At 67.6% G+C, this 25778-nt stretch carries 25 protein-coding genes and 2 riboswitches; of the genes, 12 read left to right on the top strand and 13 right to left on the bottom strand.

Features of this window, described 5'->3' with window-relative positions:
- Positions 1-6 precede the first annotated feature (6 nt).
- Positions 7-2523, bottom strand: a complete 2517-nt coding sequence (pgaA, locus tag ASD34_RS09365; protein ID WP_162248696.1) for a poly-beta-1,6 N-acetyl-D-glucosamine export porin PgaA — start codon at positions 2521-2523, stop codon at positions 7-9.
- 348 nt (positions 2524-2871) lie between these two features.
- On the opposite strand from pgaA, the gene ASD34_RS09360 reads away from it, so the two are divergent.
- A complete protein-coding gene (locus tag ASD34_RS09360) occupies positions 2872-3699 on the top strand; it encodes a creatininase family protein (RefSeq protein ID WP_056576053.1) in 828 nt (275 codons plus the stop codon).
- A 4-nt stretch (positions 3700-3703) separates the two neighbouring features.
- Here the strand turns inward: ASD34_RS09360 and ASD34_RS09355 are convergent, their stop codons facing one another.
- Genes ASD34_RS09355 through ASD34_RS09305 form a run of 11 tightly spaced genes read right to left on the bottom strand, consistent with a single transcriptional unit; the run spans position 3704 to position 12161 of the window.
- Complete coding sequence (locus ASD34_RS09355) at positions 3704-4669, bottom strand: threonine dehydratase (protein WP_056576048.1); 966 nt, start codon at positions 4667-4669, stop codon at positions 3704-3706.
- Positions 4670-4685: 16 nt separating this feature from the next.
- Positions 4686-5318: a LysE family translocator gene (locus ASD34_RS09350; RefSeq protein ID WP_056576046.1), complete on the bottom strand. Its 633-nt coding sequence runs from the start codon at positions 5316-5318 to the stop codon at positions 4686-4688.
- 1 nt (position 5319) lies between these two features.
- Positions 5320-6018 (bottom strand): VOC family protein, encoded by a 699-nt coding sequence (locus tag ASD34_RS09345; protein WP_056576043.1) that lies wholly within the window; start codon positions 6016-6018, stop codon positions 5320-5322.
- Between the two features lie 14 nt (positions 6019-6032).
- Positions 6033-6956 carry a PhzF family phenazine biosynthesis protein gene (locus ASD34_RS09340; protein WP_200937552.1) on the bottom strand — a complete coding sequence of 308 codons (924 nt, stop codon included), beginning with the start codon at positions 6954-6956 and terminating at the stop codon, positions 6033-6035.
- A 5-nt stretch (positions 6957-6961) separates the two neighbouring features.
- Positions 6962-7603, bottom strand: coding sequence for a glutathione S-transferase family protein (locus ASD34_RS09335; RefSeq protein ID WP_056576037.1), 642 nt, complete (start codon positions 7601-7603; stop codon positions 6962-6964).
- Between the two features lie 5 nt (positions 7604-7608).
- Positions 7609-8274, bottom strand: coding sequence for a LysE family translocator (locus tag ASD34_RS09330; RefSeq protein ID WP_056576034.1), 666 nt, complete (start codon positions 8272-8274; stop codon positions 7609-7611).
- Between the two features lie 25 nt (positions 8275-8299).
- Entirely contained in the window at positions 8300-8923 is a 624-nt protein-coding gene (locus tag ASD34_RS09325) for a DJ-1/PfpI family protein (protein ID WP_056576030.1), read from the bottom strand.
- A 14-nt stretch (positions 8924-8937) separates the two neighbouring features.
- Positions 8938-10131, bottom strand: a complete 1194-nt coding sequence (locus tag ASD34_RS09320; protein WP_056576027.1) for a PLP-dependent aminotransferase family protein — start codon at positions 10129-10131, stop codon at positions 8938-8940.
- A gap of 55 nt (positions 10132-10186) precedes the next feature.
- Entirely contained in the window at positions 10187-10594 is a 408-nt protein-coding gene (locus ASD34_RS09315) for a VOC family protein (protein ID WP_056576230.1), read from the bottom strand.
- An 11-nt stretch (positions 10595-10605) separates the two neighbouring features.
- Positions 10606-11559, bottom strand: coding sequence for a DMT family transporter (locus ASD34_RS09310; RefSeq protein ID WP_056576026.1), 954 nt, complete (start codon positions 11557-11559; stop codon positions 10606-10608).
- Positions 11560-11561: 2 nt separating this feature from the next.
- Positions 11562-12161 (bottom strand): LysE family translocator, encoded by a 600-nt coding sequence (locus ASD34_RS09305; RefSeq protein WP_056576022.1) that lies wholly within the window; start codon positions 12159-12161, stop codon positions 11562-11564.
- 130 nt (positions 12162-12291) lie between these two features.
- Between ASD34_RS09305 and ASD34_RS09300 the strand changes: the two genes are divergently transcribed.
- The 3 genes from ASD34_RS09300 to ASD34_RS09290 are packed head-to-tail and all read left to right on the top strand — an operon-like array spanning position 12292 to position 15892.
- Positions 12292-13713, top strand: a complete 1422-nt coding sequence (locus ASD34_RS09300; RefSeq protein WP_056576019.1) for a PLP-dependent aminotransferase family protein — start codon at positions 12292-12294, stop codon at positions 13711-13713.
- 60 nt (positions 13714-13773) lie between these two features.
- On the top strand, positions 13774-14562 hold the full coding sequence (locus tag ASD34_RS09295) for a PhaM family polyhydroxyalkanoate granule multifunctional regulatory protein (protein ID WP_056576016.1): 789 nt from the start codon (positions 13774-13776) through the stop codon (positions 14560-14562).
- 49 nt (positions 14563-14611) lie between these two features.
- Positions 14612-15892: an FIST C-terminal domain-containing protein gene (locus tag ASD34_RS09290; protein WP_056576012.1), complete on the top strand. Its 1281-nt coding sequence runs from the start codon at positions 14612-14614 to the stop codon at positions 15890-15892.
- A gap of 19 nt (positions 15893-15911) precedes the next feature.
- Here the strand turns inward: ASD34_RS09290 and ASD34_RS09285 are convergent, their stop codons facing one another.
- Positions 15912-17213 carry a D-amino acid dehydrogenase gene (locus tag ASD34_RS09285; RefSeq protein ID WP_056576010.1) on the bottom strand — a complete coding sequence of 434 codons (1302 nt, stop codon included), beginning with the start codon at positions 17211-17213 and terminating at the stop codon, positions 15912-15914.
- A 91-nt stretch (positions 17214-17304) separates the two neighbouring features.
- Positions 17305-17410: riboswitch (glycine riboswitch) on the bottom strand.
- A gap of 44 nt (positions 17411-17454) precedes the next feature.
- Positions 17455-17544, bottom strand: a riboswitch (glycine riboswitch).
- Positions 17545-17662: 118 nt separating this feature from the next.
- Here ASD34_RS09285 and rfbB point away from each other — a divergent pair.
- From rfbB to ASD34_RS09245, 8 genes are all read left to right on the top strand, one after another.
- Positions 17663-18742: a dTDP-glucose 4,6-dehydratase gene (gene rfbB, locus ASD34_RS09280; protein ID WP_056576007.1), complete on the top strand. Its 1080-nt coding sequence runs from the start codon at positions 17663-17665 to the stop codon at positions 18740-18742.
- Positions 18739-19629 carry a dTDP-4-dehydrorhamnose reductase gene (gene rfbD / locus ASD34_RS09275; protein WP_056576005.1) on the top strand — a complete coding sequence of 297 codons (891 nt, stop codon included), beginning with the start codon at positions 18739-18741 and terminating at the stop codon, positions 19627-19629. The genes rfbB and rfbD overlap by 4 nt, the downstream gene beginning before the upstream one ends.
- A gap of 43 nt (positions 19630-19672) precedes the next feature.
- Positions 19673-20560: a glucose-1-phosphate thymidylyltransferase RfbA gene (gene rfbA, locus ASD34_RS09270; protein ID WP_056576003.1), complete on the top strand. Its 888-nt coding sequence runs from the start codon at positions 19673-19675 to the stop codon at positions 20558-20560.
- Positions 20557-21105, top strand: a complete 549-nt coding sequence (rfbC, locus tag ASD34_RS09265) for a dTDP-4-dehydrorhamnose 3,5-epimerase (protein ID WP_056576001.1) — start codon at positions 20557-20559, stop codon at positions 21103-21105. The genes rfbA and rfbC overlap by 4 nt, the downstream gene beginning before the upstream one ends.
- A gap of 106 nt (positions 21106-21211) precedes the next feature.
- A complete protein-coding gene (locus ASD34_RS09260) occupies positions 21212-21841 on the top strand; it encodes an SIS domain-containing protein (protein ID WP_056575997.1) in 630 nt (209 codons plus the stop codon).
- A 67-nt stretch (positions 21842-21908) separates the two neighbouring features.
- Positions 21909-22868, top strand: coding sequence for an SDR family NAD(P)-dependent oxidoreductase (locus tag ASD34_RS09255; protein WP_056575995.1), 960 nt, complete (start codon positions 21909-21911; stop codon positions 22866-22868).
- Entirely contained in the window at positions 22865-24775 is a 1911-nt protein-coding gene (locus tag ASD34_RS09250) for an HAD-IIIA family hydrolase (protein WP_056575993.1), read from the top strand. The genes ASD34_RS09255 and ASD34_RS09250 overlap by 4 nt, the downstream gene beginning before the upstream one ends.
- The gene (locus tag ASD34_RS09245) at positions 24772-25761 is read left to right on the top strand and encodes a GHMP kinase (protein ID WP_056575991.1); all 990 of its coding nucleotides are present in this window, start codon (positions 24772-24774) and stop codon (positions 25759-25761) included. The genes ASD34_RS09250 and ASD34_RS09245 overlap by 4 nt, the downstream gene beginning before the upstream one ends.
- Positions 25762-25778: the final 17 nt, after the last annotated feature.

Below are 25778 nucleotides of genomic sequence, written 5' to 3'. Positions count from 1 at the left end.
CGGGCCTCACTGCAAGGGCATCGAAAGGTTCAGGAACACACCGCGCTGCTTTTCGCGCACGCCGTCGTAGGGGTGGCTGCCGAAGGTCAGGCCGTAGCGCAGCGTGAGCTTCTGGCCGAGGGCCCAGCGGTGCTCGTAGCGCACGTTCCACAGCGGACCGCTGCCGAAGCCGGCCTGGTCGTAGCGGCCGCCGCCGAGTTCCAGCACCTGGAAGAACTGGCGGTCGTCGCTTTTCCAGGTGAGCCACTGGCCGCGCACGGACAGCTGCGCGCTGGCGTCGCGCGAGGGGCTGTAGTAGCGCACGTCCTGCAGGCGGCTGCGGCTGGCATCGACGCCCAGCCGCGTCTCGAGCTGGAAGCGCGGCGTGCTGACCCAGCGCTCGCGCCAGCCGAGGTCCAGGCCGTCGCGCAGGTTGCCGTCGCTGAAGTCGAGCCGGCGCCATTGCAGGTCGAAGCGGCGCGATTCGTTGACGATGTGGGCCACGCTGGCGCCGAACTCGCGCGCGCCGATGGCCTGCGCGCCGAAGGGCACGGCGCGGGCCTTCCAGGGCAGCTCCTTGCTGTCGCCGTCGTAGGTGGCCGACAGGCGCCAGGCATCGCCGGCGCGGTAGTCGACGCGGCCGGCCACGCTGTGGCGGTAGCGGCCGTTGTTCGCATGCTGCAGCACGCCTTCGGCCAGCCAGCGGCCTTGTTGCCAGCTCGCGCCGAGGCCGCTGCGGGCCCACTTCGCGGTGCCTTCGGAGGTGTAGCCGCGGCCCAGCGTCTGTGCGTAGAACACGCGCCACGCATCGCCGATGAGGCCGGAGCTGAGCCGGCTGTCGACGCGCCATTCGCGGCTGGCCAGCGTGCCGCCGCCGCGTGAGCCTTCGGCATCGATCTCGAGCTGCGGGCCGACCAGCGAGCGCCGCTTGCGCGCCATCTCGCGCACTTCGGCGGCGTCGGGCGCGTCGGCCTCAAGCGACTCGGCACGGATGCGGGCCGCGCGGAATTCGTCGGCGTCGAGCAGCGCCTCGACATGGCCGGTGCGCACGCTCAGGTCGTCGGGGTGGTCGGCGCTCAGCGCCTCGAAGCGCGCCACGGCCGCCTCGGGGTGCTCGCGCAGCCGCTCGGTGAGCGCGGCGCCGTAGGCGTAGCCCGCGTTGAGCGGGGCTTCGTAGGTGAGCGTGTCGAAGCGCGGCTGCGCCACCTTCGGCCGATCGCCGTAGAGCTGCAGCAGTGCGCCCAGGCCGCTCACTTCGGAGAACTGGTCGTTCGGTCGGCCGGCTTCCGGGGCCAGCCGCATCAGCACCGGCGTGGCCTCTTCGATGCGCTGGAGCAGCGAAGAGGCATCGTCGAAGCGGCCGGTGTCGAGGTAGGCGTAGACCAGACCGAAATGCAGGGGGTCGGGCATCGGCAGATCCGCGACCGCCTTTTCGAACAGCGGCACGGCATCGACCGAGCGGCGCTCCTGCGCCAGCGCGCGGGCGGCAGTGCCCAGTGCGTAGGGCGGCAGCACGGTGCCATCGGCACGCAGGGTGTCGTACAGCGCGAGGGTGTCGGCGGGACGGCCGCGCTCCAGCAGCGCCAGCATGCGGTCCGACTGCAGCCGCGTGCGCAGGGTGCGCCAGGTGTCGGTGTCTTGCGCGCCGGGCTGCGCGAGCGCGGCATCGACCCGGGCCAGCGCAGCGCTCTGGGCGGCCAGCACCTTGTCGAGGTCGGTGACGCGTGCCGCGCCCACGCGTTGATCGCGCGCCTTCACGGCCCAGCGCAGCTGCTGCGCCAGCGCCTGTTGTTCGAGCATCGCCAGCGTGAGCGGGGCGATGCTGCCGGGCTGCTGGCGTTCAGTCGCCTGTGCATCGTCGAACGCGGCGGTGGCGCCGCCGTACTCGGCCAGCAGGAAGTCGGCGTCGCGCCGCGCATCGCGCCGATCGGGCTGCAGCGCGGTGATTTCGCCGTAGGCCGACAGCGCCTGGAACGGCTGGCCTTGCGCACGCGCCAGCGCCGCGCGCAGGTCGAGCAGCGCGACGCGGTCGGCGACCCCGGTGGGTGCGGGCTGGGCCAGCGTGCGGTAGATGGCTTGCGCGCCTGCCGTGTCGCCGCTGGCCAGTCGCCAGAAGGCTTCGTGGATGCGCGGCTCGCGGGCGGCCGGCTGGCGTTCGCGCCAGACGGCGACCGTGTCGCCTTGCAACGCCACGTCGCCCGTGCGCCGCGCAGCGCCGGCCAGCGGGCCGAGTGCGTAGTCGCTCAGTCCGGCGGGTTGCACCTGGCGGCCCACGGCCACCGCGTCGGCGAAATGGCCGTCGGCCACCGCGATCGCGATGGCGTCGGACGCCACGCGGCGACGCTGATCGTCGGTCAGCGCAGCGGCCAGCCATTGGCGCAGCTGCTGCAGGGCGGCGGCCGGCGCGATGCGTCCGGCGCGGCGCGCGACGATCAGTGCGTCGTGCTGCGAGGCGTCATAGGCCACCGCGCCGCCATGGGTGGCGGCCGGCGAGGGCGCGACAGTGGAATCCGCGAAGGCGGCGCCGGTTCCGAAGACCAGCACGCACACGATCGGCGGCAAACCCCGCACGGCGCGTGCGAGGCGATGAGGCAATGCCTTGAGGGGCGCGACTTGGCGCCCGGCAACGACGGTGCCTCCAATTCTTTGTGGATGGATGGACACGCAACTCCCTTTTTTGCTTGAACTTTCCTGGGCCGTGACAAGCCATGACGGAAAGTTCGTGAAGGGACTCTAGGTCAATTTGTTAACAATTGGATTGAAAATGGGCAAAGATGAGAACTAATCGTGAACAGATTCGCGATCGATTCGTCTGATGTCAGGAGGTTGTGTGCGGTTGTTGGCATGTGTCGCCCCGTAGGCCGCCTCTTGGCCCCGCCCTAAGATCGCCGCATGAACGCACTTCCGGTCCCCTTGCCCCGTTTCTGGTCTCAACTGACGACACGCGACTTCGCCGCGCTCGACGCGGCGACGACTGTGGCGGTGCTGCCGGTGGGCGCGACCGAGCAGCACGGCCCGCACCTGCCACTGGGCGTGGACACCGTGCTGGTCGACGGCATCGTGGCCGCCGCGCTGCCGTTGCTGCCGCCGGAGTTGCCGGCGCTGTTCCTGCCCACCCAGCAGATCGGGCTGAGCCCCGAGCACGCGCGTTTCGCGGGCACGCTCACGCTGTCGGCCGAGACGCTGATCCGCGTGTGGAAGGAGATCGGCGCGGGCGTGGCCCACGCTGGCGTGAAGAAGCTGGTGCTGTTCAACGCCCACGGCGGCCATGTGGGCGCGATGGACATCGTGGCGCGCGAGCTGCGGGCGGCGCACGGCCTCATCGTCTACAGCGTGAGCTGGTTCAACCTGCCGCTGGGCGATGCGAACGCGCAATTCAGCGCGCAAGAGCACCGCTTCGGTGTGCACGCAGGCGAAATCGAGACCTCGATGATGCTGGCGCTGACGCCCGCGCTGGTGCGCACGGGCGAGGCGAAGGATTTCCGCTCGACGTCAGAACAGCGCGCAGCCGATTACGCGATCCTTGGCAACGGCAAGAGCGCCAAACTCGGCTGGGCGATGGAGGACTACAACGCGCAGGGCGCGGCGGGCAATGCCGCGGCGGCCACGGCGGAGAAGGGGCAGGCGGTGATCGATGCGGCTGCGCAGCAGTTGGCCTTGCTGCTGGCCGAGGTGTCGCGGCTGCCGTTGAGCACCGCGAACACCGACCCGCTGCCTTAACGCGTCAACGCCTGCCGAGCACGCCGGCGAACATGTCGGCATCGACATTGCCGCCGCTCAGCGCGATGCCCACGGTCTTGCCGCGCCAGCGCTCCTCCTGCTGAAGCGCCCCCGCCAACGCAGCGGCGCCCGCGCCTTCGGCCACGTTGTGCGTGTCGGTGAAAAGAACGCGCATCGCTTGCGCCACCTCGTCGTCGGTCACGGTGATCACGTCGTCGGCTTCGCGCAGGATCACGTCCAGCGACTCGGGCACCGGCGTGCGGCAGGCCATGCCGTCGGCCAACTGCGTGGTCGCGGGCGACTCGATGGCGCGACGTGCACGGAAGGAGTCGCGATACGCCGTGGCATGCGCCGACACCACGCCGATGAGCTTCGTCGACACGCCGCAATGCGCGCGCGCCGCTGCCGCGCCAGCAAAGCCGGAGCCCAGGCCGATGGGCACGAACAGCACGTCGGGCGGTGCGTCTTTGAGCGCGCTGAAGAACTCGACATACGCGGTCGACACCCCCCGCACCAACTCGCGATGGAACGAGGGCACGCGATGCAGCGCGTCGCGCTCGGCCAGCACGCCCGCATGTTCGGCGGCGGCCTGGAAGTCGTCGCCATGCTCGACCAGCGTGACCCCGAGCGCGCGCATCGCCGCATTCTTTTCGCGCGAATTGCCGTGCGGCACGACGATGGTCGCGGCCAGTCCGTGGCGCTGCGAGGCGAAGCCGACCGACTGGCCGTGGTTGCCGCGCGTGGCGCTGATCACGTGGCGCACCCCGGGCTGTTCGCGCGCGAGTGTCTCGAAGTAGGTCAGGCCGCCGCGGATCTTGAACGCGCCGACGGGCGTGTGGTTCTCATGCTTGGCCCACACCGTGGCGCCCAGGCGCTGCGACAGCAGCGGCCACGTGTATTGCGGCGTGGGCGGCATGGCTGCATGCACGGTGCGCTGTGCGGCTTCGATTTCTTCGCGGGTGAATCGCATCGGGCGTCTCTCGTTCTTACTTGCGTTCGGTGAGCGCCACGCGCACGGCCAGCGCGGCCAGCACGCTGCCCATGATGTAGCGCTGCGCGCGCAGCCAGCCGGCGCTTTGCGACAGCACGGCCGTGATGCTGGCGGCGCCGGCGATCATCACGGCGTTGACCAGCGCGCTGCTCGCCATCTGCGCCAGTCCCAGTTGCAGGCTCTGCAGCAGCACCGAGCCGCGCTCGGGATGGATGAACTGTGGAAAGAACGACAGGTAGAACATCGCGACCTTCGGGTTCAGCAGGTTGGTGAGAAAGCCCATGCGGAACAGCCTGGCCGGTGGATCGGCCGGCAGCGAGCGAGCCTCGAAGGGCGCGTTGCCGCCGGGCTTGACCGCCTGCCACGCGAGCCACAGCAGGTAGGCCGCGCCCGCAAAACGGATCGCATCGAACGCGACCGGCACCGCCAGCAGCAGCGCCGTGAGGCCCAGCGCCGCCGCGAACAGATGCACCAGGAAGGCCATCAGCACACCGCCCAGCGAGATGAGCCCCGCGCGGCGGCCCTGGATCAGCGTGCGCGACACGCAATAGATCATGTTCGGCCCCGGCGTGAGCGCCAGCAGCAGCGAGGCGAGGGCGAACCAGGCGATTTCGGTGAGGGTCAGCATGTCAGAGTCCCTTCGATTCAAGCGTGACGGGGCCGCGCGGCGTGTCGAACACCGCGACAAGGTTGGGCGGACCGCCATCGACCGGCAAGCGGCCCATGCCGATGGCCGAAAGCGCGGCCGACAGTGCCGGTGCACGCGGATGCGCCACGCGCAGCGAACGCAGCGTGAGGCCCGAGGCGGGCATGGCGTCGGTGGGATGCACGGCGCCCCACTGGATCAGCGTCGGTAGCGCGCCGTAGAACAGGCGCTGGCCGTCGTCGCGCACGGTGATCTGCCATTCGAGCCGGCCGGCCGGCGTGTCGCGCGAGGCAGCGAGCAGGGGGCCGCGGTCGATGTGCGCATGCTCTTCGCGGGCCAGCGCCTGCGTGGCGGCGTGCGCATCGGGCACGCGCGCCACGAAGTGGATCAACCGCGGGCCGTGCTGCGCGAGCGCGGCCTGCAGCGCAGCGTCGTCGAGGTCGAACCAGCGGCGCGTCTTCGGCCGCGACGGCGCCTTGCCGGGCTCGATCGCGATGATCTCGGCATAGGCGCGCGGGAACGCGTCGCTCGCGATGTTCAGCAGTCGGTTGTGCGTGCCCATCAGCGGGTGCGCGCCGCCCGGCGCGGGCGTCACGCCGAGTGTGGCTTCGCACCATGCCACGCCCTCCGCCAGCGAAGCGGCGGCAATCACGAGATGGTCGACTTCGGCGGGCTGCGGCATGGTGGTCCGTTCGTTCAGAGGGAAACGTGGCCGTCGACGCAGGTCACGGCATCGCCGCCAACCCAGATCGTGCCGTCGCTGTCGCGCTCGATGTACACGCGGCCCGCGCGGCCCAGGCACTGGCCTTGCGCGGCCAGGTAGCGCTCGGGCATGTGGCCGTCGGCGATGAGCCATTCGGCAAGGCTGGCGTTCAGGCTGCCCGTGACCGGGTCTTCCTGCACGCCGATGGGCTCGGCGAAGGCGCGCACCTCGAGGTCGATCTTTGCGCCGTCGTCGTTCGGCGTCGCGGGCCGGTTGCCGAAGGCGCGCGCCTCGCGGTTCGAGCGGCCGATGAGCAGCGAGGTGTCGTGTGCCGAGGGCACGCCGGCCACGCCGGCCTTCACGCCCAGTTCCTTCAGCGCGCGGTGGTCGGGCTGCAGCGCCAGCACGGCGTCGGCGTCGTTCAGCAGCAGGCCGAACCAGACCGGGCCGTTGTCGAGCACCTGGGCCGCAACGACCTGCTGTGCCTTCAGGCCCAGCGCACCGGCCACCTTGGCCAGCAGCGCGGGGCTCGGGGCACTGCGCTTGAGCGGCGGCGCGGCAAAGGCCAGGCGCCCGCCATCGCGCCGCAGCGGCACCAGGCCCGCGCCGCACTGCTGCACCACGCGGCCTGCGGCCTTGGGCTTGCCGCCGGCCTGCAGCCACGCATGGCAGCTGCCGATGGTCGGGTGGCCCGCAAAGGGCAACTCGCCACCGGGGGTGAAGATGCGCACGCGGTAGTCGGCGGCCGGGTCGGTCGGCGGCAGCAGGAAGGTGGTCTCGGACAGGTTCGTCCATTGCGCGAAGCGCTGCATGGCGGCGTCGTCGAGGTCCTGGCCGTCGATCACCACCGCGAGCGGATTGCCGAAGTAGGCGGTGGCGGTGAAGACGTCGACTTGCTTGAAGGGGCGGGATTTCATGAGATTCATTCGAGGGACAAGTCCAGCACGCCACGCGTGCCAGGGCGGGAAAGCAATTCGGCATACCAGCGCTCGACATTCGGCCAGGTCGGCCGCCGGTATTCCGCGCCGGGCAATCCGAACCAGCGGTGCGCCTCGCAGCCGATGGGGATGTCAGCGATGGTGAAGCGATCGCCCGCCATGTAGGGGCGCTGCGCGAGGTGCGCGTCGAGCATCGCGAACAGTGCCTCGCTCTCGCGCACCGACGCGGCGATCAGCGCGGGCTGCCGCTCCGACGGCGGCGTGCGCACCCATTGCACGAAGGCGTCGCGGCTCGCGCGGTTGAGCGTGGTCTGCTGCCAGTCCATCCAGCGCTCGGCGTCGAAGCGCGCCGGCAACTCGCTCGGGTAGAGCGAGCCGTGCGCGTGCTTGGCACACAGGTAGCGCACGATGACGTTCGACTCCCACAGCGTGACGCGCTCGGCGCCTTCGCCGTCGTCGATGGTGGGCACCATGGCGTTCGGGTTGAGCGCGCGGTATTCGGGCGTCTGCACCACGCCGAACTTGCCGCCGGCTTCGGTGCGCTGGAAGTCGAGCCCGAGCTCCTGCGCGCACCAGACGACCTTGCGCACGTTGATCGAGCTGATGCGGCCCCAGATGTTGAGCATGGTGTTCAGTGTCCTTGTGCGGGAAGTACGGAAAGCGGGGCGGCGGGGCGATCGAGCAGCAGCAGGCGCACGGCCAGTCCCACCATCACGAGCGCCAGCAGCGTGCGCTGGAACTTTTCGGCGCCGGGGCGTTGCTGCAGCCAGCGTCCGACCTGCCCGCTGCAGGCGCCCAGCAGCGTGTTGAATGCGAGCGCGGCCAGCGACAGCACCACGCCGAGCTGCACCAGTTGCAGCGGCACGCTGCCACGCGACGGATCGACGAACTGCGGCAAGAACACCATGAAGAACAGCAGCGCCTTCGGATTCACGAGGTTGTTCAGCAGCGCCATGCGCACGATGCGGCCGAAGCCGGCCGGCTGCGCCTGCGCACCCGGGCGGAAGCCGCCGCCGCTGCGCAGTGCCTGCACCGCGAGCCAGACCAGGTACAGCGCGCCCGCGTAGCGCAGCACGTCGAAGGCCGGCGGCCACGCCGCGACGAGTGCGGTGACGCCGGTGGCCGCGAACAGCGTGTGGACCAGGTCGGCCGCCGAAATGCCCACCGCCGCCGCGAAGCCGCCGCGCGGGCCGTGCGCCACGCCGTGCGACATCACGAAGGCCATGTTCGGGCCGGGTGACAGAAACAGCGCCAGCACCGCGAGCAGGAAGAGCGAGAGGGTTGCGAGTCCGATCATGTCCGTGTTCCGTGGATCAGTGGATTCAGGCCGTGGCCGGTTGTTTCGCCTGCAGGTACGGCGCGATGTTGCGCATCGCGCGCGCCACGTAGTCGTCTTTCTCGCCGACCGGCGCGACGTAGTGCAGCGCGCTCTTCGCGGCTTCGAGGCCTTCGGTGCGCGCGATGAGCCACGCCGCGAGGTAGGGCGCCGAGAAGCAGCCGCCCGCGGTGGCCACGTTGCCCTGCGCGAAGAAGGGCTGGTTGAGCACTTCGATGCCGGCCTCCTGCACCCAGGGCTTGGTCGTGAGGTCGGTGCAGGCCGGCACCGTGCCCAGCAGGCCGAGCTTGGCCAGCAGCAGCGTGCCCGAGCATTGCGCGCCGATGAGCTGGCGCGACGGGTCGAGCCCGCGCAGCACGCCCATGAGGCCCGCGTCGGCGGCGATCTCGCGCGTGCGGATGCCGCTGCCGACGATCACCGCGCCCGCCTCGCAGGCCGCCTCGAGCGTGGAGCTGGCGTGTACGGTGACGCCGTTCATCGAAGTCACGGTGGCACTGGGCGAGGCCAGCGTCACGCGCCAGCCGGGTTGCTTCACGCGGTTGAGCACACCGAGCGCGACCAGCGAGTCGAGCTCGTTGAAACCGTCGAAGGTGAGGATGGCGATGTGCATGGTCGTGGGCCGGTTCAGGCGTGGGCGGGGGCAGGGGCGAGCAGCGCCAGCTCTTCGCGCAGCGTGAGGGCGAGCGCGGCGATGGCGGTGTCGATCTCTTCGACGCTGGCCGTCACGAAGGACAGGCGCAGCGTGCGCGGATCGCCTTCGCCCGCGTAGAACGGCGCGCCGGGCACGAAGGCCACGTTGCGCTCGACCGCCTTGGGCAGCAAGGTCACGGTGTCGATGCCCTCGGGCAGGCGCGCCCACAGGAACATGCCGCCCTTGGGCGCGTTGAACTTCACGTCCAGGCCGGCCATCTCGCGCGTGAGGGCGGCCATCATGGCGTCGCGCTGGCGCTTGTACAGCGCGCGGATGGTGGGCACGTGGCGGTCGAGGAAACCGTCCCGCATCACGGCCGAGACCATGCGCTGCGTGAAGATCGGCGTGTGCAGGTCGACCGCCTGCTTGGCCTGCAGCAGCTTGGGGAAGATGGCCTTCGGCGCCACCAGGAAACCCAGGCGCAGGCCCGGGGCCAGCACCTTCGAGAACGAGCCCAGGTAGATCACGCCCTCGGGGTTGCGCGCGGCCAGCGGCAGCGGCGGGGCTTCGTCGAACCAGAGCTCGCCGTAGGGGTTGTCTTCGACGATCGGCAGGTTGGCCGCAGCGGCGGCGGCCGACACGGCGGCGCGGCGCGCCTCGGTCATGGTGCGGCCGGTGGGGTTCTGGAAGTTGGGCAGCAGGTAGACGAAGCGCGCGTCGGCGGCCTTGCTCACGAGGTCGTCGACGATCACGCCGTCGTCGTCGCTGGCCACGCCCACGGGGTGCGGCTCCATCGGGCCGAAGGCCTGCAGCGCGCCCAGGTAGGTGGGCGTTTCGACGAGCACGTTGCTGCCCGGATCGATCAGCACCTTGGCCACGAGGTCGAGGCCCTGCTGCGAGCCGGTGGTGATGAGGACCTGCGAGGCGTCGACGTCCCAGGGCAGCATGTCGGCCACGGCCTGGCGCAGCGGCGCATAGCCTTCGCTGGCCGCGTATTGCAGCGCGGCCGCGCCGTCGTTGTGCAGCACGTCGGCGCAGGCGTCGGCGAAGGCCTGGATGGGGAAGGTCTTGGGCGAAGGCAGGCCGCCGGCCAGGCTGATGATGCCGGGGCGCTCGGTGACCTTGAGGATTTCACGCAGCACCGAAGGATTCATCTTGGCGGCGCGGGCGGCGAGTTTCCAGTTCATGGGGCGCTTTCTTCTTTCTGGCGAATGAGAGGTGAGTCTGAGTGTGGGTGTGTAGTCAGGCGGGCGGAATGTCGCCACGGTGCACGACATGGATTTTGTTGCCGTCCGGGTCGCGCAGGTACGCGCCGTAATAGCCCTGCCCGTAGCGGGGACGCGGACCTGGCGCGCCTTCGTCGCGGCCACCGTGGCGCAGGGCCGCCTCGTGGGCGGCGTGAACGGCCTGCAGCGAGGGCGCGCAGAACGCGACCATGCTGCCGTTGCCGGCGCTGGCGGGTTCGCCGTCCAGCGGGATGTACACGTAGAAGCGAGGCAGTGTCTGGCCCGGCACGATCCAGCAGGCGGCGTCGGGGCCGCCGTCGGGCGTCACGGGTCGGCGGATGAGGCCGAGCGGCGCGAGCACCGCGTCGTAGAAGGCGGCGGCGCGCGACAGGTCGGTGCAGCCGACGGTGACATGGCTGAACAGCGTCATGGTCCTCAGCTCCTGGCCTGCGGCTCGGTGCCGCGCGGCACGGCGGGCGCGGCCTGCGGTTGCGACAGCCGCTTGCCCACGACCACCGTGGCGACCACGGCGGCGGCGAAGCCCAGCGTCACCACGTCGAGCGGCTCGCCCAGCAGCGGGATCGAGGCAAGGATCGACAGGAAGGGCTGCAGCAATTGCGTCTGGCTCACACGCAACGCGCCGCCCAGGGCCAGGCCGCGGTACCACGCGAAGAAGCCGATCCACATCGAAAACATGCCCACGTAGGTGAAGCCGACCCATGCCGAGGTGGCCACGGGCTGCTGCGGCCACAGGACGATCGTGGCGGGCAAGGTCACGGGCAGCGCCATCACGCAGACCCAGCAGATCACGCGCTCGGCGCCGAGCGCGGGCGTGACCTGCGCGCCGTAGATGTAGCCGACCGACGCCGCGATGACCGCACCGACCAGCAGCAGGTCGGCCCATTCGAAGCCGAAGCCGTGTGCGCTCTGCTGTGCGCGCAGCACCGAGAACACCACCACCAGCAGGCTGCCCGCGATGGCGCAGAGCCAGAAGCCCAGCCGCGCGCGCTGGTGCAGCACCCAGGCCGCGACCGCGGCCGTCACCAGCGGCAGCAGTGCCGTCACCACCGCCGCGTGGCTGGCCGTGACCACCCTCAGCGCGTAGCCCAGCAGCAGCGGATAGCCGATGGCATTGCCCAGCACCGCCATGCCCAGCGGCTTCCATTGGTGCGCCGCCGGGCGCGGCGAGCGCGTCACCAGCAGGAAGATGGCCGACAGCACGCCCGCGAGCGCCGCGCGCCCGAGCGTGACGAACCACGGCGACAGTTGCGGCGCCTCCTGCGTGCCGGTGGCCAGCCGCGTCATCGGCAGCGTGACGGCGAACAGCGCGACGCCCACCACGCCGAGCCACATGCCCAGCGTTTCGTCCTTGATGTGGAGCTTGGTCATGGTCAGACGCTCACCATCCACCACGCTGTCAAGACGAGGATGAGGCCCATCGCGCGGTTGAACCACAGCAGGCGCGTGCCCTTGGACAGCCACTCGCGAAGCAGCGCGCCGACCAGCGCATAGGCGAAGTTGCTCGCGAAGGCATAGGTCAGCATCACGGGGGCGACGATGGCGAAGCGCGCGAGCGCGTCGGGCTGGCCGGCGATCCAGCCGGCCACCAGCGTGAGCGCGAGCAGCCAGGCCTTGATGTTCACGAACTGCAGCATCACGCCCTGCGTGAACCCGACCGAGAGGCTGGCGTTGTCGGCCTTGCCCAGCTTTGCGCTGCCGCTGAGCTTGTAAGCCAGCCAGAGCAGGTAGGCGATGCCCAGCCCCTTGATCGCCAGGCGCAGCGGCGGCATCGCCACCACCAGCGCGCCGAGGCCGGCCGCGCAGATCGCGAGCAGCAAGGTCCAGCCGACCGGCACCGCGACCACGAAGCGCATCGCGCGCGGCAGGCCGCCGTTGGCCGCTAGGGCGGTGGAGAGCGTGGTGTTGGGTCCGGGCGAGAAGCTCATCGCCGTGGCCAGCACCAGCAGCGCGGTGAATTCTTGCCAGTTCATGTCACAGACTCTAAACTTTGGACCATTACAGTTCCAGTACAGATGATCGAACAAATCTGAAATCTGTATTGGTCATTCCTTCGACACACACCGCCCCTTTCCCACTCTCCGTGCGATGCAGACAGACCCGATGCTGACCCGAACCTCCACCCAGTCGCTGACCGGGCAGTTGGCCGACCGCCTCGCCGAGCGCATCCGCAACCGGCTGCTGGCACCCGGCGCGCGGCTGCCGTCGGTGCGCGAATGCGCGCGCCAGCAGGGCGTGAGCCCGTACACCGTGGTCGCCGCGTACGACCAGCTGCTCGCGCAAGGCCTGGTCGAGGCGCGCCGCCAGCGCGGCTTCTATGTGCGCGACGCGGCGCCGGTGCCCGAGAGTTCGCGCAACCCGGCGCATGCTGCGCCCGTGGTCCCGCCGATGATGGCCTCGCGCGTGCCGGCCGACGCCAGTTCGCTGATCCGCAGCATGTTCCACCGCCCGAGCGACAAGCCGCAGCCGGGCATGGGCGTGTTCCCGCCCGACTGGATGGCCTCGACCTTCCTGGCGACCGCGGTGCGCCGCGTGACCACCACCTCGGCGCTGCAGGAGCTGTCGCTGCAGTACGGCGAGCCGTCGGGCGACCTCGCGCTGCGCCGCAGCCTGTCGCAGAAGCTGGTGCGCATCAACGTGCCGGCCGGGCCGGACCAGATCGTCACCACCATCGGCGCCACGCACGCGCTGGACATCGTGAGCCGCACGCTGCTGCGCGCGGGCGACCCGGTGATGGTCGAGGAGCCTGGCTGGGCGCTGGAGTTCGCGCGGCTCGAGGCGCTGGGCATGCGCATCCTGCCCGTGCCGCGCCGTGCCGACGGGCCCGACCTGGACGTGATGGCGCAGTACTGCAAGCTGCACAGCCCCAAGCTGTTCGTCAGCGTGAGCGTGCTGCACAACCCGACCGGCTACAGCCTCACGCCGGGCAGCGCGCACCGCGTGCTCAAGCTGGCCAACGAGCACGACTTCCACATCGTCGAGGACGACACCTACAGCCACCTTGCGCCCGAGCACGCCACGCGGCTCAGTGCGCTCGACGGGCTGCAGCGCACCATCTACGTCAGCGGGTTCGCGAAGATCCTGGCGCCCAACTGGCGCATCGGTTTCCTGGCCGCGTCGCCCGCATTGAAAGAGCGGCTGCTCGAGACCAAGTTGCTGGCCACGCTGACCTCGCCCACGCTGTTCGAGCGGGCGCTGTCATGGTGCATCGACCAGGGCCAGTTGCGTCGCCATTCGGAGCGCGTGCGCATCCGCTTGGACGGCGCGCGTGGTCGCGCCGTGAAGCTCGCCATGTCGCACGGCTGCACCTTCGCCTCGGAGCCCGCGGGGCTGTTCGGCTGGGTCGATACGGGCGTCGACACCGACGCGCTCACGCAGCGCATGCTCGATCAGGGCTACCTGCTGGCGCCGGGCTCGCTGTTCCACGCGCGCCGCCCGCCCAGCACGATGATGCGGATCAACTTCGCGACCTCGCAAGACGCGAATTTCTGGAAGGTTTTCAGCCGGGTCAGGGACGAGCTCTGATTCGCTTGCAAGGGGCTTGGAGTAAGCTGGCAACACAAGAAAACCCAGTCAGGAGACCCCATGAGTAACGCCAGCAAACCCTTCGACTTCAGCCAGTTCGTCCCCGGATTCGACTTCCTGAAGAACCTTGCCGGCGGTGCTGCGGCGAGTTCCGGGTCGGTGCCCGGCATCCCCAGCCTCGCCAGCTGGGTCGCGCCCACGATGCGCGTCGAAGAGGTCGACAAGCGCATCCAGGAGTTGAAGACGGTCCAGTACTGGCTCGAACAGAACGGCCACGCGCTCAAGGCGACGATCCAGGCGCTCGAAGTGCAGAAGATGACGCTGTCGACCCTGCGCGGCATGAACGTGCGGATGGAAGACATCGCCACCGCGTTCACCCAGCAGGCCGCGGCCATGGCGCCTGCGCCGGCTCCCGCCGCACCGGCTGCGCCTCCTCATGCTGAACCGCCCGCCGCCGAGGAAGAGGAAGACTTCGGCGAAGACGATGCCGAGGACGAAGCCGAAGAAGACACCCCGCCGCCGAAGAAGAAGTCGCGCGCCAGGCCCGCATCGTCCAACGGTGCCGCCGGCGGGGTCGACCCGATGCAATGGTGGGGCTCGCTCACCGAGCAGTTCCAGCAGATCGCGAGCACCGCGCTGCAGGACGCGGCGCAGCTCAAGGTGCCGGCCATGGCGCAGCCGCTGGCCGACGCCGTGGGGCAGGTCATGGGCAAGGCGACGGCAGCGCGCAAGCCGGCCGCCACGACCGCCGCGAAGAAGACCGCCCCGAAAAAAACCGCGCCGTCGCCTGCCGCGCGCAAGAAAACCACGTCCGCCGCCGCGCGCAAGCGAACCTCCGGCCGGCGCTGACGTCTTACAGCCACCTCTTCAGACGACGACGCACGGGTCGGCCCGCACCATGAAACTGTTTCCCACCGGCCATGCCACCCACCCGCAATGGCGCATGGCCGCCGGCCTCGTGCTGGCCCAATTGCGCGCGCAGATGGCGCTGCCCGATTACGCGTCGAACCCGACGCTCGGGCTGCTCTACATCACCGACCACTACGCGAGCGAGGCGCAGGAGATCCTCGATCACCTGAGCGCCGAACTGCCCGAGGTGACCGACTGGTCGGGCACCGTCGGCATCGGCGTGTCCGCCAACAACGCCGAGTACTTCGACGAGCCCGGCCTGAGCCTGATGCTGTGCGCGCTGCCGAGCGACCAGTACCGCGTGTTCTCGGGCGTGGCACCGCTGGGCAGCTCTGAAATGAGCGGCTTCGAGGCGCACACCGCGCTCGTGCACGCCGACCCGGCCACGCCCGACCTGAGCGAGCTCATCGGTGAGATGGCGGGCCGCACCGACACCGGTTACCTGTTCGGCGGGCTCTCGTCCAGCCGCCGTGGGGCGCTGCAGTTCGCGGTGGGCGGCAACGGCAACATTCGTGGCCATGGCGCGGCGGGCGGCGTGTTCTCGGGCGGCCTGTCGGGCGTGGTCTTCGGCGAGGGCGTGCGCCTGGTGTCACGCGTCACGCAGGGCTGCCAGCCGCTGCGCACCGGCGGCGCGCGCGAGCGCGAGATCACCGAGGCCGATGGCAACCTGTTGCTGTCGCTCGACGGAGAACCGGCGCTCGACGTGCTGCTGGCCGATTTGCAGGTGTCGCTCGACCGGCCCCAGGAAGCCATCGACGCGGTGCGCAACACGCTGGTCGGCCTGGCCGACGCGGGCAGCGACGGCCTGCGCCGCACCGGCGACCTGGGCGCCGACGTGCTGGTGCGTCACATCATCGGCCTCGACCCGACGCGGCGCGGCATCGCCATTGCCGACAACGCCGAGGCTGGCATGCGGCTGAGCTTTTGCCGCCGCAACGCACAGGCGGCACGCGCCGACCTGATGCGCATCTGCGCCGAGATCCGGGAAGAACTTGAACCCGAAGAACAGACGCTGGCCACCGCGCGCGCCGTGGCAGCCGGCGAGGCCGAGGCCGCGCCGCATCCCGCGCGGCGCATCGCGGGCGCGGTGTACGTGAGCTGCTCGGGACGCGGCGGTCCGCACTTCGGCGCACCGGGCGCCGAGCTGCAGATCGTGCGGCATGCGCTGGGCGACGTGCCGCTGGTCGGCTTCTTCGCCGCCGGCGAAATCGCGCGCCACCACCTGTACGGCTACACCGGCGTGCTGACGGTGTTCACCGCGCCAGACTGACGCCAGGCGCCGGTCGCGTTCAGGCCGGTTGCAATGCGCGCGGCGCGGGTGCTGGCATGCCGGCGAACGCGAAGTCGACCTCGGGCGCCAGCCCGCTCACGATGCGCGCAATCGACTTGCCCGAGCCGCAGGCGTGCGTCCAGCCGAGCGTGCCGTGGCCCGTGTTGAGGAACAGGTTCGGCAGCTTGGTCTTGCCGATCAGCGGGACGTTGCTCGGCGTGGCCGGGCGCAGGCCGGTCCAGAACTGCGCGCGCTCGGTGTCGCCGGCGCCGGGGAAGAGTTCCTCGACGCGCCGCACGATGGCTTCGCAGCGCACGCGGTTCAGGTCGCGGTCGTAGCCGTTGAGTTCGGCCGTGCCGGCGATGCGCAGGCGGTCGCCCGACTCGGACGTGTAGCGCGAGAACACCAGCTTGTATTCGTCGTCGGTCAGCGAGACCTGGTGCGCCTTCGACGCGTCCTTCACGGGCAGCGTCACCGAGTAGCCCTTGGCCGGGTAGATCGGCAGGCGGATGCCCAGCGGCGCAGCGTACAGCGGGCTCAGCGAGCCCATCGCGAGCACGAAGGCGTCGCCGCGGATGCGCTGGAAGCGGCCTTCGTTGTCGGTCGCCTCGACGTGGTCGATGCTGCCGCCGGCTTCGCGCAGCGCGGTCACCGTGTGGCTCATGAGGAACTTCACGCCGGCCGCCTCGGCCAGCTTCACGAGTTCGCGCGCGAAGCGGTTGGCGTCGCCCGATTCGTCTTCTGCGGTGTAGGTGGCGCCGGCCAGTTGCGGGCGGATGTGGGCGAGGGCGGGTTCGATCCTGATGGCCTCGTCGGCCGAGATGACCAGGCGTTCGCAGCCCAGGGCACGCATCTGCTCGGCGGGCGCGAGGGCGCCGTCGAATTCCTTCTGCGTCGTATAGAAGTGCAGGATGCCTTGCGTGCGCTGGTCATAGTTCAGGCCGGTGTCATGACGCAATTGCTGCAACATTTCCCGGCTGTATGTACCCAGACGCACGATTTGTTCGATGTTGTGGCGGGTCCGTGCGGGGGTGCATTCGCGCAAGAACTGCAGGCCCCAGAGCCACTGGCGCATGTCGGCGCGGATGCGAAAGAGCAGCGGCGCATCTTCCTTGCCGAGCCATTGCAGCACCTTCAGCGGCGCGCTCGGATTGGCCCACGGTTCGGCATGGCTGACCGAAATCTGGCCGCCGTTGGCGAAGCTGGTTTCGGCGGCGGGGGTGGCCTGCCGGTCGATCACGGTCACCTCGTGGCCGAGTTGCTGGAGGTAGTAGGCCGAAGTCACGCCGAGCAGGCCGGCGCCAAGAACGATCACACGCATTGCAAGTACCTTTGAGTTTGCAGCGCTTGAACGGCGGGCGTGAAGTGCTATTGAATCAATAGCAAGCAACCGGACGACCGCTGTCCAAGTTGCCGCTCCCCCTGTCCTCGGTACCTGAGAGATTCACCCGCTGCACCCGCAGCGGGTTTGCTCCTTCGGTGCGCCACATGGCGTGGCGGCTCTCCAGACGGCTGTATCGATGAATGCAGTACTGACCCCTTGCCGACGTTCCTTGTTTGCACCTGGAACTCCGTCGGGCCGACCTGAGCGTTTATGGGAGTTTGCGCCTTCGGTAGGGCCTCCGTGAGACCCGCTCTCCTGCAATTGTTGGGGATTGTAGACGGGGCCTCTGACCGGGCCAAGTCCCGTACATCGGCCCGTCACGCCGATGGGATAATTGACTGTTAATTTCTCGTAAAGCAAACTTTTTTCTACAGGCGGGGGACTTCATGATCCTGGTTACCGGCGGCGCAGGCTTCATTGGCGCCAATTTCGTGCTTGACTGGATCGCGCAGGGCGGTGAGCCTGTCATCAACCTCGACAAGCTGACCTACGCGGGCAACCTCGAGACCCTCGCGTCGCTCAAGGACAACGCCAACCACGTCTTCGTGCAGGGCGACATCGGAGACAGCGCGCTGCTCGACCGCCTGCTGGCTGAACACAAACCCCGCGCCGTCGTGAACTTTGCCGCGGAATCGCACGTCGATCGCTCGATCCACGGCCCTGAAGACTTCGTACAGACCAACGTGCTCGGCACCTTCCGCCTGCTCGAGTCGGTGCGCGGTTACTGGAACGCCCTGCCGGCCGACCAGAAGGCGGCCTTCCGCTTCCTGCACGTGTCGACCGACGAGGTCTACGGTTCGCTCTCCAAGACCGACCCGGCCTTCACCGAAGAGAACAAGTACGAGCCCAACAGCCCGTACTCGGCCAGCAAGGCCGCCAGCGATCACCTCGTGCGCGCCTGGCACCACACCTACGGCCTGCCGGTGGTCACCACCAACTGCTCGAACAACTACGGCCCGTTTCATTTCCCCGAGAAGCTGATCCCGCTGATGATCGTCAACGCACTGGCCGGCAAGAACCTGCCCGTGTACGGCGACGGCATGCAGGTGCGCGACTGGCTCTACGTGAAGGACCACTGCAGCGCCATCCGCCGCGTGCTCGAAGCCGGCCGCCTCGGCGAGACCTACAACGTCGGCGGCTGGAACGAGAAGCCCAACATCGAGATCGTCAACACCGTGTGCGCGCTGCTCGATGAACTCAGCCCGCGCGCCGACGGCAAGCCGTACAAGGAACAGATCACCTACGTCACCGACCGCCCGGGCCACGACCGCCGCTACGCCATCGATGCGCGCAAGCTCGAACGCGAACTCGGCTGGAAGCCCGCTGAGACCTTCGACACCGGCATCCGCAAGACCGTCGAGTGGTACCTCGCCAACGGCGAGTGGGTGCGCAACGTGCAAAGCGGCGCGTACCGCGAATGGGTCGAGAAGCAATACGACGCCGCGGCGGCGAAGGCCGGCGCATGAAGCTGCTGCTGCTTGGCAAGGGCGGACAGGTCGGCTGGGAGCTGCAGCGCAGCCTCGCGCCGCTCGGCGAGCTGGTCGCACTGGACTTCGACAGCACCGACTTCCACGCCGACTTCAGCCGTCCCGAGCAGCTGGCGGAGACGGTGCTGGCCGTGCGCCCCGACGTCATCGTCAATGCCGCCGCCCACACCGCCGTCGACAAGGCCGAGAGCGAGCCCGACTTTGCGCGCAAGCTCAATGCCACCTCGCCCGGCGTGGTGGCCGAGGCCGCGCAGCAGATCGGCGCACTGATGGTGCATTACTCCACTGACTACGTCTTCGACGGCAGCGGCACCAGGCCCTGGAAAGAAGACGATGCGACCGGACCGCTCAGCGTGTACGGCCAGACCAAGCTCGAAGGCGAGCAACTGGTGGCCGGGCACTGCGCGAAGCACCTCATCTTTCGCACCAGCTGGGTCTATGCCGCACGCGGCGGCAACTTCGCCAAGACCATGCTGCGCCTGGCCAAGGAGCGCGACAAGCTGACCGTCATCGACGACCAGTTCGGCGCACCGACCGGTGCTGAGCTGCTGGCCGACATCACCGCGCACGCCATCCGCGCCACGCTGCAAGACCCGGCCAAGGCCGGGCTGTACCACGCCATCGCCGGGGGCGAGACCACGTGGCATGGCTACGCGCGCTTCGTGCTCGAGATGGCGCAGCAAGCTGGCGTCGAACTCAAGGCCGGCCCGCAGGCGGTGGAAGCCGTGCCCACCAGCGCCTTTCCGACACCCGCGACGCGTCCGCACAACTCCCGGCTCGACACCACCAAGCTGCAGACCACCTTTGGCCTGCGCCTGCCGCCCTGGCAGGAAGGCGTGGCGCGCATGCTGCGCGAGACGCTCTGACCGACCGACCGATTTCCCCCGCTCTCCACAAAAGAAGACTCCCATGACGCAACGCAAAGGCATCATCCTCGCCGGCGGTTCCGGCACCCGCCTGCACCCGGCCACGCTTGCCATGAGCAAGCAGCTGCTGCCGGTGTACGACAAGCCCATGATCTATTACCCGCTGAGCACCCTGATGCTCGGCGGCATGCGCGACATCCTGATCATCAGCACGCCGCAGGACACGCCGCGCTTCCAGCAGCTGTTGGGCGATGGCAGCCAGTGGGGCATCAACCTGCAGTATGCGGTGCAGCCGAGTCCCGATGGCCTGGCGCAAGCCTTCATCATCGGTGAGGAGTTCGTGGGCAATTCACCGAGTGCGCTGGTGTTGGGGGACAACATCTTCTATGGGCACGATTTCGTGCACCTGCTGTCGGACGCCGATACCAAGCAGAGCGGTGCGACCGTGTTCGCGTACCACGTGCACGACCCGGAGCGCTACGGCGTGGTGGCCTTCGATGCCAACGGCAAGGCCAGCAGCATCGAAGAAAAGCCCGTCAAGCCCAAGAGCAGCTACGCCGTGACCGGCCTGTATTTCTACGACAACCAGGTCGTCGACATCGCCAAGGCCGTGAAGCCCAGCGCGCGTGGTGAGCTGGAGATTACGGCGGTCAATCAGGCGTATCTCGACCTCAACCAGCTGAACGTGCAGATCATGCAGCGCGGCTATGCATGGCTCGACACCGGCACGCACGAAAGCCTGCTTGAAGCGGGGCAGTTCATTGCGACGCTGGAGCATCGACAGGGGTTGAAGATCGCGTGCCCTGAAGAGATTGCGTGGCGCAATGGCTTCATCGACCGCGCGCAGCTTGAGAAGCTGGCGGCACCGCTGCAGAAAAACGGTTACGGCAAGTACCTGAACCATTTGCTGGCCGAAGAGGTGCGCTCGTGAATGTCATCCAAACCGGGATCCCCGACGTTTTGATCATCGAGCCGAAAGTCTTCGGCGATGCGCGCGGTTTTTTTTACGAGAGTTTCAATGGAAAGGCGTTCGATGAGGCTGTCGGGCGGCATGTCGAATTCGTCCAGGACAACCATTCGCGCTCGACCAAGGGGGTGCTGCGTGGCTTGCACTATCAGATCCAGCAGCCGCAGGGCAAGTTGGTGCGCGTGGTGCGCGGCGTGGTGTTCGACGTGGCCGTGGACATCCGCCGATCTTCGCCCACCTTCGGAAAATGGGTTGGTGTCGAGTTGACGGAGAGCAATCACCGCCAGCTGTGGGTGCCCGCAGGGTTTGCGCACGGATTCCTGGTCGTGAGCGATACGGCTGACTTTCTCTACAAGACGACGGACTACTACGCGCCTGCGCATGAGCGATGCATCTTGTGGAGCGACGCCTCTCTCGGTATTGCGTGGCCGGATGTGGGGCAGGCCCCTGCGCTTTCAGCCAAAGACAGCGCGGGGCTGCCGATGACGCAGGCGGAATTCTTCGACTGAGAGACGAGCATGGCGGATGGGTTCGCTGCTGCCATGACAAAGAGGTGGTCAAGACCGTCGCATCTGCCTGCCAACCCAATTTTTATAACTCCCACCCGGAATTTTTATGCCTTCATTCTTTCCAGATCACCAGATACAAGATGCTGGGCTGTACGCGGACGCGTATTTCGAAAGAATCACGGCCGCAGCCAAGACCGTGGACCGTGGCGCGCTGGCAGCCGCAGGGCGCCTCCTTGCGGAACGTGCTGCCCAGGGAAAGATGATCTTTTCATGTGGTAACGGGGGGTCGGCAGCCATCTCCAACCACCTGGTCTGCGACTGCATGAAAGGTGTTCGCAGCAACAGCTGGCTGAAGCCCAAGGTGAACAGCCTCTCGTCCGCCGTCGAACTGATTACCGCGATCGTCAATGACATCGGGCCCGACGAGATGTTCTCGTTCCAGCTGACGTCCATGGCGACCGAAGGCGACGTCCTGATCGCCATCAGTTCGTCTGGCGCATCGCCCAACATCATCAAGGCGCTCAATACGGCGCGCGAGATGAAGATGGCAACGATTGCCATGACCGGGTTTGCGGGGGGCGATGCCGCACGTCTCGCCGATGTCAGCCTTCACGTCGATGCGCAGAACTACGGTGTCGTCGAGGACGTGCACCAGTCGCTCATGCACATCCTGGCGCAATACCTTCGCCAGAGTCACCTGACGGATCCTTCCCTGCTGGGAACGCTTAAGTTCTAGCAGCCGACATGCCGGCCTGGGCAAGTAACTTCCAACTCGAGGTCGGCCTTCTTATTGTGAGATCCCCATGAAATTGCACCTGATCACTGGTGGCGCTGGTTTTATCGCCGTCAATCTGACGCGCCGTCTGCTTGAAGAAGGTGATGCTGTTCTCGCCCTGGATGACCTGTCGCGTGGACGGCGTGAACTGGTGGCGGAATTCGACAGTGAGCCCCGTTTCAGTTTCAAGCAGGTGGACTGCTCCGATCTGGAAGCTCTGTCGGCAGCGATCCGCGAGGCGGGTGCCCCTGTGGCGCATGTCTGGCACCTAGCCGCCAATTCGGACATCCCGGCGGGGGTGGCCGATCCGCGCATCGACCGCGATCGCACGTTCTTGACCACCTTTGCCGTGCTCGAGGCGATGCGCCGGCATGACATTCCCGAGCTGCACTTCGCATCGAGTTCGGCCATCTACGGCGATCTCGGCGAGCGCGAAATCCACGAAGACATCGGCCCGTTGCAGCCGATTTCCAACTACGGAGCGATGAAGCTGGCATCGGAAGCGCAGATCCGGGCGGCCGTCGAGGCATTCCTCCCGCGCGCAGACATCTTCCGATTCCCGAACGTCATCGGCGTGCCGGCGACGCACGGCGTGATCTTCGATTTCATCCGCAAGTTGAAGGCAACCCCCGAGCAACTGCAGGTTCTGGGGGACGGCTCGCAGCAGAAGGCGTATCTGCATGTCGATGACCTGATCGACGCCATGCTGCACGTGAGCCGGCTCGAGGGGCGCTACAAGGTGTTCAACATCGGGCCGAAGGACGATGGTGTCACGGTGCGCATGATTGCGCAGACGGTGCGCGACCGGGTGTCTCCGAAAGCCGACATCGTCTTTGGCGAGGGCAACCGCGGCTGGGTGGGCGATGTGCCGCGCTTCCGCTATTCGACCCAGCGCCTGGCCGCCAGCGGCTGGAGCCCTCAGCTTGACTCGACGCAGGCCATGGTGCGCGCGGTCGACGAGATCGCGCGCGAGGAGCTGGCGGAGTGACGCAGGCGGTCATTCTTGCGGGTGGCAAGGGCACCCGGCTGGCAGAGCGTCTGAACGGGCGTCCCAAGCCGCTCGTGGATGTCAATGGCACGCCATTGCTGGAGCTTCAGATCCGCACGCTCGCGCACCACGGGATCGACGACGTCGTCGTTCTGGTCAACCACGCAGCAGACCAGATCCAGGCCTTCTTCGAGCAGCGCCAGTTTCCCAGTCGGGTGCGCCTTTTCGACGACGGCGAGCCACGCGGGACGGCGGGCGCCCTCCTGGCCTGCCTGGGCGACCTGGACGATCGATTCATCGTCGTCTATGGCGACACGCTGTTCGACATCGATATCGGGCACATGCTGGCCGCACACGAGGCTTCGGGTGCGGATGCCACCTTGTTGCTGCATCCGAACGACCATCCGGCGGATTCGGACCTGGTGGAAATCGATGCCTGCGGTCGAGTGCAGGCGTTTCATGGTTACCCGCACCCGGATGGCGCCGAGTTGCGCAACCTCGTCAATGCTGCCTTCTACATCGTCGAGAAGAAGGCGCTCCTCGCCTGGCGCGAATTTCCCGTGCCCAGTGATTTCGCCAAGGATCTCTTTCCGGCCATGGTGCGTGCCGGGGCGCACATCTCGGGCTATGTCAGCTTCGAGTACATCAAGGACCTGGGCACGCCCAAGCGACTCGACAAGGTGGAAAAGCACCTGCGTTCAGGCGTGGTCCAGCGCGCCAGCCGGCAGCACTTGCAAAAGGCGGTGTTCCTGGACCGGGACGGAACCCTCAATGTGCTTCGCGACTATGTGCGCAGGCCCACGGATTTCGAACTCCTGCCGCATGCCGCCGAAGCAGTGCGTGCGTTCAACAACGCGGAGTACCGCGTGGTCGTGGTGACGAACCAACCAGTGCTTGCGCGTGGAGAGGCCAGCTTCGACGACCTGCAGCGTATCCATAACCGGTTGGAAAGCCGGTTGGGCGAGGCTGGTGCTTATGTCGACTCGATCTACTTCTGCCCGCACCACCCCGATGCCGGTTTTGTCGGCGAAGTGCCGGCGCTGAAAGTCGCGTGCGATTGCCGCAAGCCCCAGCCCGGCATGATGCGCGAGGCCATGACGGCGATGAACATCCAGGCCAACGACTCCTGGATGATCGGTGACAGCACCGCCGACATGCTGGCAGCGCGGCGAGCCGGGCTGCGTTCGGTTCTGGTGGAAACCGGAGAAGCCGGGCGCGATGGCAAGTTCATGGCGGCGCCGGACTTCCGCTTCGCACATATCGGCGCTGCAGCACATTTCATCGTTCACACCTATCCGCTGCTCGCCGCTGCCGTCAATGAATGGGTGCTCAAGGTCCAGCCGGGGGATCTGGTGCTGGTCGGAGGCTCGGCGCGCACTGGGAAGTCGACCATTGCCAGCGTCTTGAAGTCCGAGCTGGTGGTTCGCAAGCTGAATGCCCAGGCGCTGTCGCTCGATCGCTGGCTGCGGCCCGCCGCGGAACGGGGCGCGGGCGTGCTGGGACGCTATGCGCTGGAAGAAGCGCAAGCAGATCTCAAGGACTGGCTCCGCGGCGGCGCGATCGAAGCGGACCTGCCCTCCTACGACCGGATGCTGCGCGACCGGGGGCAGGCCGAGCGCACGGTGCTGGCGCAAGACACGGTGCTGATTCTGGAGGGGGTTCCCGCGCTGCTCGCCGATTGGCAGGGCACGCGGCGGATCTGGCGCCTTCAGATCGAAGGGGCCGAAGCACCGCGGCGCGCTCGCGTCGAGGCCGACCTCATCGCACGTGGCCTCGCCGATGCACAAGGGGCGGCGAATGCCTACGAGCAGCGACAGCAAGACGAAACGCCCTCGGTGGCCGCAGCGCGGACCACGGCGGACGGCGTGCTCGACTTTGATTCCATTTTTTCCATCCACACCCCATGATCATTAGCCGGACACCGTTGCGGATGAGCTTTGTCGGAGGCGGAAGCGATCTGCCAAGCTATTACCGACAGCATGGCGGAGCGGTGCTCTCGACCGCCGTGGACAAATATGTCTATGTGAGCGTCAACAAGAAGTTCGACGGCGGGATCCGAATCGCGTATTCCAAGACCGAAGAAGTCGATCACATCGAAAAGATCGAGCATCGCCTGGTTCGCGCGACGCTTCAAATGCTGGAAATCCCGGGGGGCATTGAAGTCACCAGCACCGCCGATATTCCATCGCGCGGCACCGGACTCGGGTCGTCGAGCGCCTTTACCGTTGGCCTGATCAATGTCCTCTCGGCCTATTTGGGGCGGCATGTCTCCGCAGAACAACTGGGGCGATTGAGCTGTGAAATTGAAATAGATCGGTGCGGTGAGCCGATCGGAAAGCAGGACCAGTACGCGTCGGCGTATGGTGGGTTAAGTCTCATCGAATTCAAGCCGGATGACAGTGTCCTAGTGACGCCGCTCGTGTTGCAGCGCAGTATCCGAGAGGCCGTCGAAAGCAATATTCTTGTTTTCTACACGGGTATCACGCGCAGCGCTTCAGGCATCCTGAAAGAGCAGTCGTCGAATGTGGCCGACAGTGCGGGCAAGCAGAAAATGCTGAATCGCATGGTTGAGCTGGTCTATGAGTTGCGCGACGAATTGCAGAACGGCCACCTGGATTCGATGGGTGAAATTCTGGATGAAAACTGGCGACTCAAGAAGCAGTTGGCCTCTGGGATTACGAGTGATGCAATCGACGACTGGTATGCGAAGGCCAAGGCCAATGGTGCACTCGGCGGCAAGTTGCTGGGGGCGGGGGCCGGCGGATTTCTGATGTTCTACGCGCCGTCTGAACGCCATGACGCCATTGAAAAGGCGCTGGGACTGCGCCGGATTCATTTCGGATTTGAACCGCTGGGCAGCCGGATAATTTTCTACAACCCGACCGACCTGTAGCTCTAATGCGAATTTTC

The organism is Variovorax sp. Root473, assembly GCF_001426505.1.
In the GTDB taxonomy this organism is placed as follows: domain Bacteria; phylum Pseudomonadota; class Gammaproteobacteria; order Burkholderiales; family Burkholderiaceae_C; genus Variovorax.
The sequence above is the reverse complement of the archived record's forward strand: the minus strand, read 5'-3'. Positions and strand labels throughout refer to the sequence as shown.